The sequence below is a fragment of the Halorubrum sp. SD690R genome, from assembly GCF_005435035.1.
Classification (GTDB): domain Archaea; phylum Halobacteriota; class Halobacteria; order Halobacteriales; family Haloferacaceae; genus Halorubrum; species Halorubrum ezzemoulense.
Genome location: NZ_SGTV01000010.1, coordinates 24,356 through 37,115 on the forward strand (window position 1 = coordinate 24,356; position 12,760 = coordinate 37,115).

At 70.2% G+C, this 12,760-nt stretch carries 12 protein-coding genes and 2 tRNA genes; 7 read left to right on the plus strand and 7 right to left on the minus strand.

The annotated features are described in order from the left end of the window. Nucleotides 1-399: 399 nt before the first annotated feature. Nucleotides 400-1,140 (plus strand): MBL fold metallo-hydrolase, encoded by a 741-nt coding sequence (locus EXE41_RS07915; RefSeq protein ID WP_137690706.1) that lies wholly within the window; start codon nucleotides 400-402, stop codon nucleotides 1,138-1,140. Between the two features lie 175 nt (nucleotides 1,141-1,315). Here the strand turns inward: EXE41_RS07915 and EXE41_RS07920 are convergent. Further along, nucleotides 1,316-1,388, minus strand: a tRNA-His gene (locus EXE41_RS07920). A 141-nt stretch (nucleotides 1,389-1,529) separates the two neighbouring features. Here EXE41_RS07920 and EXE41_RS07925 point away from each other — a divergent pair. The 5 genes from EXE41_RS07925 (at nucleotide 1,530) to EXE41_RS07945 (ending at nucleotide 5,608) form a co-directional block, all read left to right on the plus strand. Beyond that, entirely contained in the window at nucleotides 1,530-1,985 is a 456-nt protein-coding gene (locus EXE41_RS07925) for a DUF5814 domain-containing protein (RefSeq protein WP_049930709.1), read from the plus strand. Between the two features lie 124 nt (nucleotides 1,986-2,109). After that, nucleotides 2,110-3,006: a COX15/CtaA family protein gene (locus EXE41_RS07930; RefSeq protein ID WP_256370416.1), complete on the plus strand. Its 897-nt coding sequence runs from the start codon at nucleotides 2,110-2,112 to the stop codon at nucleotides 3,004-3,006. A 139-nt stretch (nucleotides 3,007-3,145) separates the two neighbouring features. Continuing rightward, nucleotides 3,146-3,967 carry a basic amino acid ABC transporter substrate-binding protein gene (locus EXE41_RS07935; RefSeq protein WP_086215742.1) on the plus strand — a complete coding sequence of 274 codons (822 nt, stop codon included), beginning with the start codon at nucleotides 3,146-3,148 and terminating at the stop codon, nucleotides 3,965-3,967. Between the two features lie 79 nt (nucleotides 3,968-4,046). Beyond that, nucleotides 4,047-4,883, plus strand: a complete 837-nt coding sequence (locus tag EXE41_RS07940; protein ID WP_049930713.1) for an amino acid ABC transporter permease — start codon at nucleotides 4,047-4,049, stop codon at nucleotides 4,881-4,883. Further along, entirely contained in the window at nucleotides 4,880-5,608 is a 729-nt protein-coding gene (locus tag EXE41_RS07945; RefSeq protein ID WP_086215741.1) for an amino acid ABC transporter ATP-binding protein, read from the plus strand. The genes EXE41_RS07940 and EXE41_RS07945 overlap by 4 nt, the downstream gene beginning before the upstream one ends. A gap of 7 nt (nucleotides 5,609-5,615) precedes the next feature. On the opposite strand, the gene EXE41_RS07950 is transcribed toward EXE41_RS07945, so the two are convergent. Beyond that, nucleotides 5,616-6,686 carry a zinc-dependent alcohol dehydrogenase family protein gene (locus EXE41_RS07950; protein WP_137690707.1) on the minus strand — a complete coding sequence of 357 codons (1,071 nt, stop codon included), beginning with the start codon at nucleotides 6,684-6,686 and terminating at the stop codon, nucleotides 5,616-5,618. 146 nt (nucleotides 6,687-6,832) lie between these two features. Between EXE41_RS07950 and EXE41_RS07955 the strand changes: the two genes are divergently transcribed. Continuing rightward, nucleotides 6,833-7,987: a HAMP domain-containing sensor histidine kinase gene (locus EXE41_RS07955; RefSeq protein ID WP_137690708.1), complete on the plus strand. Its 1,155-nt coding sequence runs from the start codon at nucleotides 6,833-6,835 to the stop codon at nucleotides 7,985-7,987. Nucleotides 7,988-8,006: 19 nt separating this feature from the next. Here EXE41_RS07955 and EXE41_RS07960 read toward each other — a convergent pair whose 3' ends face one another. From EXE41_RS07960 to EXE41_RS07980, 5 genes are all read right to left on the minus strand, one after another. Further along, on the minus strand, nucleotides 8,007-9,509 hold the full coding sequence (locus tag EXE41_RS07960; RefSeq protein WP_137690709.1) for a replication factor C large subunit: 1,503 nt from the start codon (nucleotides 9,507-9,509) through the stop codon (nucleotides 8,007-8,009). A 55-nt stretch (nucleotides 9,510-9,564) separates the two neighbouring features. After that, a complete protein-coding gene (locus tag EXE41_RS07965) occupies nucleotides 9,565-9,861 on the minus strand; it encodes a DUF3006 domain-containing protein (protein WP_049930723.1) in 297 nt (98 codons plus the stop codon). Further along, nucleotides 9,858-11,315: a lamin tail domain-containing protein gene (locus EXE41_RS07970; RefSeq protein ID WP_137690710.1), complete on the minus strand. Its 1,458-nt coding sequence runs from the start codon at nucleotides 11,313-11,315 to the stop codon at nucleotides 9,858-9,860. The genes EXE41_RS07965 and EXE41_RS07970 overlap by 4 nt, the downstream gene beginning before the upstream one ends. A 144-nt stretch (nucleotides 11,316-11,459) precedes the next feature. Continuing rightward, nucleotides 11,460-11,530 (minus strand) — tRNA-Pro (locus tag EXE41_RS07975). Between the two features lie 46 nt (nucleotides 11,531-11,576). Further along, a complete protein-coding gene (locus tag EXE41_RS07980) occupies nucleotides 11,577-12,749 on the minus strand; it encodes a succinylglutamate desuccinylase/aspartoacylase family protein (protein WP_086215737.1) in 1,173 nt (390 codons plus the stop codon). Between the last annotated feature and the right edge of the window lie 11 nt (nucleotides 12,750-12,760).

A 12,760-nucleotide genomic window follows, 5' to 3' on the forward strand; every position in this document is an offset into this window, starting at 1 on the left:
TTCGACGGGTTCTCGCTCGTCCCGACCCTGTCCGCCGCCACGCTGGCGAGCGTCACCCACGAGACGGCCCGCTCGCTCTCCTTCGGCATCCGGCCGGAAGTCGTGAGCCTCTCACCCGACCGTTTAACCGCGCGCGACGGCTACCCGAACGTGCGCGCCCCTAGTCCCCGCCCGAGTACTCCCCGATGGGAGCGATGACAGCGCGGAGAACCCAGGCGCGTGACACCGGTCGCGAACGCGACCCGCCCGTCGCCGCGCAGGCGACCGCCCGCCACGAGGGTTTCCCGGTCGACGCGGCACGCCGCCGGAGATGAGACCGGTCGTTAGTGTCGCGGGCGACATTCCGACGCTCGACAGCGGCGCCGCAACGCACAACCCCTCGCGCGCCGAAGGCCCGACATGTCGAACACCCGCGGCGCCGGACCCGCCGTCACTCTCGTCCGCAACGCCACGGCGCTCGCGACCGTGGACGGGACGACGTTCCTCGTCGATCCGCTGTTCGCGTCCGAAGGCACGCTTCCGCCGATCGACAACACCCCGAACGACCGGCGCAACCCGCTCGTCCCGCTTCCCGACGTCGACCTGTCGCACGACGCGGTGATCGTCACCCACCGCCACCCGGATCACTTCGACGACGCGGCCGCGGAGCGACTCGACGCCGACGTGCCGCTGTTCTGTCAGCCCGCGGAGGCGGACGCGTTCGTCGAGGACGGCTTCACCGACGTGCGACCGGTCGAGGAGACGGCGTCGTTCGACGGCGTCGCGCTCCGCCGAACCCCGGGCCGTCACGGACACGGGGAACTTGCCGAGCAGATGGGTCCGGTCTCCGGGTTCCTGCTTGACGGCGACGAGACGCTGTACCTCGCCGGCGACACGGTCTGGTACGACCCGGTCGCGGAGACGCTGGCGGAGTTCGACCCCGACGCCGTCGTGCTCAACGGCGGCGCGGCGCGGTTCAACCACGGCGAACCGATCACGATGGGCGTCGAGGACATCGCGGCCGTGCGCGAGGCCACCGACGCCCCGGTCGCCGTGGTCCACATGGAGGCGATCAACCACTGCCTGCTCTCGCGCGAGGAACTCCGGGCGGAGACGGCGGACGTGCTGATCCCGGAAGACGGCGAGCGGATCGAGTTCTGACCGGCGCCTCGATCACCGCTTCAATTCGCTACGGAGCCTCGCAGCTCGCGATACTGCTCGCCGCGAGAAGGTCCAGGTGCGAGAATCGAACCCGGGCGAGACGGGCTCCGCTCGTCTCGCATGATTCAATCTCGCCTTCCGGACTTTTCGCTCCTCACTCCGTTCGTCGGAAAAGGTCCGGGTGCGAGAATCGAACCCGCGTCTCAGCCTCCACAAGGCTGAAGGATAGTCCACTACCCTAACCCGGACACGCGTCGTCAAATACCCCGCTTCGATAAATAACGGTTACGACTCCCGGACGGGCGTGTGACGCGATGTCGTTCGAACCGCCGACGGTCTCTCGATCACCGCGTCGCTTTTGAGGGCTGCGGGCGTACGAATCGCTAACTGTGGCCTTTACCGACAAGATCTACGTGAAGAACCACCGGCAGCTCGCCTCCCAGCTGGAGGCGAACATTCCGAAGGGGGCGTTCGCCGGCGCCACCCTCGACCTGCTGTTCACCGGCGACGGCCTCTCGAAGCTCGACGAGACGACCCGCGACCGCGTCCTCGACTTCGCCGAGGACTTCCTCGACTGCGACTGCGATTCGAACCCGTACTGCGGCTGCCCCGAGGAGAAGTTCATGCGCTATGTCCTCGAACTGCGCGCCGAGGGGCTCGGCCCGCAGGCCATCGTCGACGTGATGACCGACGATTACATGGTGTACGCGTACACCGGCGACGTGCTCTCGTTCCTCGACGACTCCGTCCGGAAGCTGGAGGCGATCGAGACGCTCGCGGACGTCGACGGCGACGAAGAGATGTCCGAGCGGGCGCGGCGGGCGAAGCGAGAGCTGTCCGGGTAGCGGTCGCGTACCGGGGGACGCTCGACCGCCTCGACCGTCCGTCGCCGCCTGTCGACCCGTGCGCCCTTCTCGATCGCGAGGAGCGGCCGAACGGTCTAAGTGCGCGCGCGCCCGAAATCGGCTAATGAGTCTTCGGCCCGCGTGGCTAACGTTCAGGCGATACGCGGCGGCGACGACGGGGATGACGCTCGTCCTCTTCTCGCTCGGCGTCTACACCGCGGCGACCGGCTCCGGGCTGGCGTGTCAGGCCCAGTGGCCGCTGTGTTCCGACCAGCTCATCCCGGCGCTCACGATCAACCCCGACTTCATCGAGTGGTTCCACCGGGCGTGGGCGATGGTCACCGGCTTCCTCATCATCGGCGTCGCCGGGTGGACGTGGCTCGGGTCCGGGTTCGAGCGCCGGACCAAGCTGGCGGCGACGCTGGCGGTCGCTATCTTACCGCTCCAGATCACCGTCGGCGCGATCACCGTCACCCTCAGCGGGCTCATCCCGGGCGGGTACACCGTGTCCACGCACGCGGCGCACCTGTCCGTGGCGCTGATCATCTTCACGCTGCTCGGGCTGGCAACGATCTGGGGCGGCGGGCGCGGGAACGCGCGACTGCTCCGGGCGGCCGCGGGAATCGCCGTCGCCGGTATCGTCGCCAGCGCGGTCTTCTCGCGGGCAGTCCCGTTCCTCACATACGCGCCGCCCGCGCAGGCCGCCTTCTACATCACCGGACTCGCCGGACACCTCGGGCTCGTCGCGGCCGTCGCGTACGCGACGGAGGCGGTCCGGGGCGGGTACGACGGGCTCGACGCCGGGACGGCCAACACCGTTCGCGCGTTGGCGGCCGGGTCGTTGGCCGCGCTCGTGGGCACGCTGCTGCTCGGCCGGGACCTCGTGTTGTACACCGCGACGTGGCAGCAGATCAACCTCGCCGTCTTGGCCGTCGCCGTCGCGCTCGCCGCGGGCGCGGCGTGGACCCTCCGCGGCGCCGACGAGATGCGCGACGGGAGCGTCCCGATCGGCGGCGACTGATCGGGCCGCTCGCCGTCGGGTCGCGGCCCCGAACGGAGCGGCGTCTCTCCTGAACGACCCTGTCGAACCCCCGCAGTTCGGCAAATATTGCTATCTCGCGGCCGAAACGTTGAAATCGTGATCAACCGAGAAACGGTGTATGGACGAAACCCGTTCTGTGAACCGGCGACAGTACCTGACCGCGGTCGGCGCGAGCGGACTGGCGGCCACCGCCGGCTGTATCGGCGGCGGCGGCGGGGGCGGTGAGACGATCACCATCGGCTCCGACATCCCATACGCGCCCTTCGAGTACCGCAACGAGGCGGGCGACCTCATCGGATTCGACGTCGAGATCGCCGAGGCCGTGTTCGGCGAGCAGCTCGACATGGACTACGAGTTCCAGGAGACCTCCTTCGACGGGATCATCGCGTCGCTGAACAACGCGAACTTCCGCGTCATCATGAGCGCGATGACGATCAACGAGTCGCGCGCCGAGCGGGTCGACTTCTCGGACCCGTACTTCACCGCGTACCAGACCGTCCTCCTCTTGGAGGGCAGCGACATCGGCTCCCGCGAGGACCTCCAGGGCACGTCCGTCGGCGTCCAGCGCGGGACGACCGGCGAGGCCGCCGCCGAGGACCTCCAAGAGGAGTTCGGCGGCGACCTCCAGATCGAGAGCTACGACCAGATCAACGGCGCGTTCGACGCGCTGCTCAACAATCAGGTGGACGCGGTCATCAACGACAACACCGTGAGCGCCTCGTTCGCCGCGGAGAACGAGGAGGTCGTCTTCCTCGAGGGAGACGGGGTCGCGGCCGACCGCGACGACGCGCCGCCGTACCTCACGCTGACGATCGAGGAGTACGGGATCGCGTTCCGGCAGGACGACGACGACTTCCGAGAGGAGGTCAACGGGGCCCTCGCGACGATCCGCGAGAACGGGACGTACGAGGAGATCTACAACGAGTACTTCGACGGCTGAGTCTCCGGACCTCGCCGTCTCTACCTGATATCACATGGCAACACAGACAGAATCGGAGTCGAGCGGCGGCGGCGTACTGATGCGCGACCGGCTGGTGAAGCGGGTCGGCGAGGTGGCCGCCGGGGGGTTCGTGCTGGCCATCGGGGGACTGTTGGCCTGGATCCTTTCGACGCAGGTCGACTACAGCCTGCTCGCCTCGCCGCTCATCGCGCGGCGGTTCGCGGAGGCGTTCTTCCTCGTCATCCAGATCGTCGTGATCTCGAGTCTCCTCTCCGTGTCGCTCGGCGTCCTCGTGGGGCTCGGCCGGATCTCGACATCGAACGTCACCGGACGGATCGCGAAGGGGTACGTCGAGTTCTTCCGCGGCACGCCCCTGCTGTTCCAGCTGTTCGTCATCTACTTCGGCGTGCCGCGGCTCTGGGCCACCGGCGAGTTCCCCTTCACGGACTGGGCGATCCCGGCCGCGATCATCGGGCTCACGCTGAACCACGGCGCGTACGTCGGCGAGGCGATCCGCGGCGGGATCGACGCCGTCCCGAACGGCCAGATGGAGGCGGCCCGGTCGCTCGGGATGTCCCGCGTGATGGCGCTGCGGCAGGTCGTCCTCCCGCAGGCGTGGCGCAACGCGCTCGCGGCCATCGGCAACGACCAGATCATTCTCGTGAAGGACACCTCGCTGCTGACCGTCATCGCTGTCCCGGAGATCATGAGCGTGTTCCGAAACATCAACAGCAACCAACTGGACCCGTGGACCCCGCTCGTGTGGGTGTGCGTGCTCTACCTCGCGATCACGATGTCGATGAGCCAGCTCGTCAACGGACTGGAGCGCCGGTCGGACTGGGGGTCCGACAGCCGGATGTTCGGTCGGCTGTCGGGGCTCGGCTCCGGCGACGACGACGGGGGTGAGGAGGCGTGACCGGTCCGCTCGTCGAGTTTGACGGCGTCGACAAGTCATTCGGCGACACGCAGGTGCTGTACGACGTCGACGTCGACGTCGACGAGGGAGAGGTCGTCGTCGTCATCGGACCGTCCGGGTCCGGGAAGTCGACGCTGCTCCGGTGTGCGAACCGGTTAGAGGAGATTCAGGGCGGCGATATCCGGCTCGACGGCCGGTCCGTGATCGAGACGGACGTCAACGAGATCCGACAGCAGATCGGGATGGTGTTCCAGTCGTTCAACCTCTTCCCGCACAAAACCGCGCTGGAGAACGTCGCGCTCGCCCCGGAGAAGGTGAAAGGCGAGCCGGAGGGCGAGGCGAAGCGGGCCGCGTCCGACCTCCTCGACCGGGTCGGGCTCGCCGATCAGGCCGAGTCGCACCCGGGCGCGCTCTCGGGCGGCCAGCAGCAGCGCGTCGCCATCGCCCGCGCGCTCGCGATGGAGCCGCGGGTGATGCTGTTCGACGAGGTGACGAGCGCGTTGGACCCCGAGCTCGTCGGCGAGGTGCTCGACGTGATCGAGGGACTCGCGGCCGACGGGATGACGATGGTCCTCGTCACCCACGAGATGGGCTTCGCCCGCGAGGTCGGCGACCGGATCGTCTTGATGGCCGACGGCCGAGTCGTTGAGCGGACCGAGACGCGGTCCTTCTTCGACGAGCCGTCGACGGACCGCGGTCAACAGTTCCTTTCGCGACTGCTGTAGGCCGCGCTCAGAACTCGGTAACGACCTCCACGCCCGCCACCTCGTACTCGTCCATCGCCGCGAGCCGGCCCGACACCTCTGACAGTGACAGTTCGCGAGCGACCAGGGCGCCGGGGTCGATCCCCGTCGACTCGATCAGCGCGAACAGGTCCGGGTAGCTCGTCGGCGGCATCCCGCGCGAGCCGAGGAACGAGATCTCCCACCGGGTCATCCAGTCGGTCGGGAGCGACACCTCGCCGCGTTCGGCGTCCGTCGTGAGCCCGACTTGGACGTGGGTGCCTCGGGGACGCAGCGACCGGACGGAGTTCCGACAGGTCTCGGCGATCCCCAGAGCGTCGAGCGAGATGTCGGCGCCGCCGTCGGTGAGGTCGCGGATTTGCTCGGGGACCGAACTTTCCTCCGGCAACGACCCCAGACTCACGCTCTCGTCGGCGCCGAGCTCGCGAGCGAGCGAGAGGGCCGCGTCGTCGATGTCGACCGCGATCACGCGCGCGCCGAGCGCCGCGGCGATCTGGACCGCGGAGAGGCCGGCGCCCCCGCAGCCGTGGACGGCGACCGCGTCGCCGCCGCTGACGTTCGCGCGCTCGGCGAGCGCGTGGTACGCCGTCATGTACCGACAGCCGAGCGCCGCGGCCGCGGTCGCGCCGAGCCAGGCGGGGCGCCCGACGAGGTTGTAGTCGGCGGCCGGCACCGCCACTCGCTCCGCGAACGCGCCCGGGGCGGCGGCCTCGAACCCCAGCGCGCGGCCGTCCTCGCAGACGTTGCCGGCCCCGCGGCGGCAGTGGGGGCACGTCCCGTCGCCGAGCGAGAAGGGGACGACCACGCGGTCGCCCAGGCGGAACCGGTCGACCTCGTCGCCGACCGCGACGACCTCGCCGGCCGGCTCGTGGCCGAGCACTTGGCCGCGCGGGACGCGGTCGTCCGCCCACTCCCCGTGACCGGCCCACGCGTGCCAGTCGCTGCGGCAGACGCCGCAGGCCTCCACGCGGACGACGGCGCCGTCGGGCTCCGGTTCGGGGTCGGGAAGCTCGCGAACCGCGAGCGGCTCCCCGTGGTCTCGAAGGATCGCAGCGCGCATACGGCGATCAATCGGCGGACGCGACAAAGGCCTCTCGGCGGTTCCGCTTCCGCGATCGATTTTTTCGTGTTATTTTGACTTGATCTCAGTGTATGACAAGTGATAATTGAGTAATGTTTATGTGGACCGAGTAATCTGGTTGACACGTGTCGCGACCGATGAAGCGGCGGCCCGGGATCGCCTACCGCCGACCCGAGGGGGACCCCTCTCGGTTCGTGATCGAGGCGGGAGACGATCCGCGGGTCCACGCCCCGGAGCGGCCGGACGGCGGTTGGCTCGACTGCGTGGCCGACGAGGACCGCGACCGTCTCCGGGAGGCGCTCGAGACCGACCCCGTCGACGTGGTGTACCGCGTCGCGTCCGACAGTGAGCCGCAGTGGGTCCACGAGCGTGGCCGGGCGACCGAACGCGGCGACGTGGTGGGGTACCTCTTCCCCGCCGACGAGCGCGTCGAGCGCCGCAAACGGCTGGAACGACAGCGCGAGCGGCTGGAGGAGTTCGCGAGCGTCGTGAGCCACGACCTCCGGAACCCCCTCTCCGTCGCGGTCGGAAACATCGAACTGGCCGACGACCTCGACGGCGACGCGTCGACGGAGCAGCTGGACCGCGCCCTCGACGCCCTCGACCGCATGGACCACCTCATCGGCGACGTCCTGACGCTGGCGCGCGAGGGGAAAACGGTTCAGGCGACCGAGCCGACCGACCTGCGGTCGGTCGTCGAGAGCGCGTGGCGGACGACGGGCCGACCGGCCGACGCCGCGCTCGTCGTCGACGCACCGCTCCCGACGATCCGGTCGGACGCGGACCGACTCCGACAGGCGCTCGAGAACCTCTTCCGCAACGCGATCGAACACGGGACCCCGGACGGACCCGGCTCGGCCGGCACCGGCGGCGACGAGTCGGACCCAGACGAGCGCGGCGCGCCGAGGACGTTCGCCTCGGGAGCGGGGTCGCAGGCCGACGGCACTCCCTCGGACCCCGACGAGGCCGCGGTCCGCGTCCGGGTCGGGCGGACGCGCGAGGGGTTCTACGTCGCTGACGACGGGCCCGGGATCGACCCCGACCAGCGAGACGCCGTCTTCGATGCTGGACACACCACCGCGAAGGACGGGACGGGCTTCGGGCTCGCCATCGTCGAGCGAATCGCCGAGGCGCACGGGTGGACCGTCTCGGTGACGGAGGGCCGGGAGGGCGGCGCGCGGTTCGAGTTCTGCCGCGTGGATGCGATCGAGCCTGCGGGCGTGAGCGACGGCGGTTCGGGGCCGAGTTCGTCCCCCCTCAGCGGCAGCGGGAACCGGTGAACTACCCCCCGAGACCGGCTCACATGAAGTCGGTCAGCCCGGCCTGATCGTCGTCTTCCTCCCCGTCGGCCGCTTCGTCAGCGGCCGCGCCGTCCGCCGAGTCGCGCTGGTCGCTCCCGTCGGCGGTCGCCTCGGAGCCGTCGCGGTCCGGGTCGTCGGCCGCGCCCGAGTCGCTCTCGTCGTCTCGGCGGTCGGCCGCGGCGTGCGCGAAGGCGCCGTCCGCGTGCTCCTCGATCAGTTCCTCGCGGCGGGCCTGCGCGTCCTCGACGATCGACGCGACCTTGTTCGTCGACTCGCCGGAGCCGGTAACGAAGGCGACGCCCGCCTCGTCGAGGTCGTATGCGGCCGCCATCGCGACGGTCAGGTCGCGGGGCTTACAGTGGTGCGTGACGGTCTCGAGGAACGGGAGCACCTCGCGTCTGGCGGTCGCGACGCTACAGCCGCTCGCGGCCGCAATCTTGCCGACGACCTCGTCGGCGGTCGGGTCCGACGACGACCAGAACTGCGGGCGGCCGTACCGGGTCCAGCCACCCTTCTCGCCGTCGCGGGCGGACGCGACGCCCGCCGCCGCGTTGTCGGTCGCGTACCGCCAGTAGGAGTAGTTCTGCGTGGCGCGGACGCGGCCGAGCCACACGTCGGCGTTCGCGAGGAAGTCGTACGCCCGGACCGCCGCCGCCGGCTCGTACACGTCGAGGACGTTGTTCTCGATCCACGCCGTCAGGTCGTCCGGGGTCTCGTCGACGGCGTACGCCGACCGGAGCGCCTCCTCGGCGGACTCCTCTTTCAACACGGCGTCGAGGAACGGGAACAGCCCCAGCGCCTTGTCGCGGTCGCCGGTGACCACGTCCTCGACCGCGATCGAGTCGCGCCCCTGCGTCGCGGCTTGGAGGTCGTTGACCGCGCCTCGGAGGTCGCCGCGGTTCCCCTCTGCGATCCGCTGGAGGGCGTCGGAGTCGAACTCGATTCCCTCCTTGCGGCAGACGTCGCGGAGGACGGGGACGATGGAGCGCGCGGAGACGTCGCGGAACTCGATCTCCTGGGTCGCGTTCCGGAGCCCCCGCGACATGTCGTAGTAGTCGTTGGCGATGAGCACGATGGGCTGGCCGGACTCCTTGACCAGCTTCGTGATCGCCGAGGCGCCGCCGCGGTCGTAGTTGCCGTGGATGTTGTCCGCCTCGTCGACGATGACGAGCTGTCGCGAGGCGGTGTCGCCGCCGGCCGCGCCGCCGCCGGCCGCGCTCCCGCTGAGGGTGGCGTTCCGCGCGGCCCGGCCCGCGAACCGCTCGATGACGTCGGCGGTGCGCTGGTCGGAGGCGTTCAGCTCTACCGTCTCCCACCCCATGTCGTTCGCGAGCGCGTGCGCCGCGCTCGTCTTCCCGACGCCGGGGCTGCCGTGGAGGACGACCGCCTCGTGATGGTCGTCCCACGAGCGGGCCCACTCCGCGAACGCGTCGCGGGCCTTGTCGTTGCCGCGCACCTCCGAGAGCGTGCTCGGGCGGTACTTCTCCGTCCAGTCGGCCATTACCGAAGCAAGGAGCGAGCCGCGTTTAGTGGTTGCGGAGCGACCGGCGCCGCCCTTACGCCCCCTCGTCGGACGGCGGTCGCTCCGAGAGCCGATCGAACCGGTCCTGCGCCGCCTCGGCGCGGCGCTCCGTCTCCTCGGGCTCGTACGAGGCGGCCTCGATACGCCCGCCGTCGAGCGTCACCGACAGGACCGCGTCGGCATGCCCTCCGTCCGGCGGAAGCCGCGAGGCGTCCAGCACCGCGTCCCCCACCTCGTCGCCGTCGCGCTCGAAGAACACGGTCGCGAGCCCGTCCTCGACGCCGTCCACGACCGCGGTGTACTCGCCGTCGGGGAGATCGATACCGGTCATTCGTAGCTCACCGCAAGCACGCGTTCCCCGGCGGCGTTCGAGAGTATCACCGTGTCGCCGGCGTTGTTCCAGACCGGCGACCCCGCCCCCCAGTACAGTTCGGCGTCGGTGTCTGCGCCGCTCCCCGTCCGGAGCGTCACCGTCGCGCCCGCGCCGAGCGTGTATCCCTCCGGGAACGCGTAGCTGTGCGCCGCCTCGTCCGCGACCGTCCACCCGGACAGGTCGATCGGCTCGTCGCCCGCGTTCTCGAAGACCACGTACTCGTCGTTCAGCTTCTCGCCGTCGTCGCCCTCGGCGTCCGCGTTGATCGCCGCGACTTCCAAGGCTGCGGCCGGATCGGTCGACGCCGTCTCGTCCCCTCCGTCAGTGTCGCCGCCGTCGTCGTCGGCGTCGCTGTCGTCGTCGGCTCCGCCTCCGGAACCGCCGTCGACCGGGTCGCCGCCGAGCCGAGCGCGTTCGACGACCTCGCCGCCTGCCCCGGGTTCGATCGGCTCGCCGTCGCGCACCGCGAGCGGGTCGGTGGGCGCGTCGCGCTGCGTCCGCACGGAGACGCCGTTCCCGTCGCTCACGAGGACGACGGTCCCGTGCGTCGCGGTCCAGTAGGTCGGGAGCGACCGGTCCGCGAACCGCCGGAGGACCTCCTCTGTCGGGTGACCGTACTGGGAGTCGTACGCGCTCGACACGACGACCGCCCGCGGTCCCACCGCGTCGAGGAACTGGCCGCTCGACGAGCTCGACGAGCCGTGGTGGCCGGCCTTCAGCACGGTCGACTCCAGTTCCGACCCGTACGCGTCGATCAGGTACGCTTCTTGATCGTCTTCGGCGTCGCCGGACAGCAGGAAGCTCGTCTCGCCGTGGGTGAGCCTGAGCACGACGCTGTTCTCGTTGCGCGCTTCGCCTTCGAGGTACGGCTCGGGCGGCCCGAGCACGTCGACGCCGACCGCGCCGAACGAGATCGCGTCGCCCTCGCGCGTCTCGTACAGCGTCACGTCGTGCTCCTCGACCGCGTCGAGGTACTCGGCGTAGGTCTGCGTGCTCGCGGCGATGCCGGGGTCGTAGACGGCACCGATCCCGTCGGCCTCCGTCTCGTAGTGCTCGATGATCGCCGCGTTGCCGCCGATGTGGTCCGCGTCGTTGTGCGAGGTGACGAGGTGGTCGATCCGCGTGATGTCGTGCCGCCGGAGGTACTCCAGCACGTACTCGCCGTCGTCGTTGTAGTGACCCGTGTCGACGAGCATGGTCGCTCCCTCCGGCCCGACGACGAGCGTGCTGACCGACTGCCCGACGTTGATGAAGTGGACCTCGACGGTGCCGTTCGCCGCCTCGGCCGCCGTCTCGTCGCCCGCGTCCGGTCCCGTCGGCGCCTGATCGCCGGGTACCGCGCCGGCACAGCCCGCGAGGAAGATGATCCCCGCGAGCAGGAGGATCCGGAACGCACCGCCCGTTCGTTTCATGTTTCGTTGATATTCTACACGGGCAAAGAGGTACGCATCCGTTACCGACCCGCACGTGTACTGTCCCGGATCGCGTCGCACCGTCCGCGAAGAGCGACAGCGGTCGCGCTAGCCGCATCCGGACGGTCCGCGTAGAATTCCGTATGGGACCGCTGAGAGTCGAACTCAGGTCATACGGACCCCATCCGCATAGGATACCACTACCCCACGGTCCCTGACTACACGCTGAAAAACGACGGTCCAGTAATTAAGGACTTCGCTTCAGTCGTCGCCGTCCCGCGGGACCACGAGGTCGCCCGCGTCCCGCACCGCGAGGCTCCCGATCGCGTCGCCCTCGTAGACGGCCAGCCCCTCGGCACGACCGAGGACGTACCCGTCGCGGTCCGCCTCGACCGTCCCGCGCTCCGCGCCCGCGGCGTCGACCACGCTCGCGAGGACATCACCCTCGTCGAACGCGTTCCCGGCCGCCACCCGGTGCCGGACGAGTCCGGAGATATCGGTCGTCGGCCCGCGGAAGCGCCGCACGGGAAACTCGACGGGGGCCGGAGCCACGCCGACCCCGGGCTCGCTGGCCGACTCGGGTACTTCGTCGAGGAGCCCGAGTTCGACCGCGACGCCGACGACGCCCGCGACGCCAGCGTCGAGGAGCGCGTCGTCGACGACGCTGTGGGCGCCGAGTTCCGCCGTGAACGCCGGGATCCCCGCCTCGTTGAGTACGGCACCCGCGGTCGATCGCTGGAGGTTCTCTTCGACGTACTCTGCGGCGGGATACTCCCGGACCACCGGAAGCCCGAACGCCTCGACGAGTCGGCCGAGGTCCTCAGAGAGCGCGGCCGCATCGGCCTCATTCCGTCGGTCACCGTACAGCACGCGGTCGCGGATGGCGAACGGCTCGCTACCGACGCCTGCGGTGTGACAGTCGATCAGTGCGTCCGCGGTCGCGTCGGTGCCGACCGCGTCGACTGAGAACTTGTCCCCATCGTCCGACGACTCGCCGGTGATCGCGGCGTACAGCCGGGCGTCGATCCGCTCTTGGAGCTTCGGCGGGCGGGCCGACTCCGCGTCGGCGTCCGGGAAGTGCCGGTTCGGGTCCTCGTCGGCGTAGTACGTCTCTCGCGCGTTCCGGCGCAGGCCGGCCGGGGAGACGACGGGCACGGCGACGACAACGCCGGCGAGGTCGGCGAGGCGGTCGCCGAAGGTCGCGACCGCGTCCTGGACGACCGCGACGCCCGTCGCCTCGTCGCCGTGGACGCCGCCGGTGAGCCACAGCGTCGGCCCGTCGGCGGCGCCGTTCGCGACCGCGACCGGGAGCCGTTCCGTGCCGCCGGTCGGCAGGTCCCCGACCGTGAGCCACCCGCGGTCGAGCGTTCCGGGCTCGGCGCTCGCGCTCCCGACGGCTACCACTCCGCCTCCGTCTGCGTCCGGCTCGTCCATGTCCGCATCTG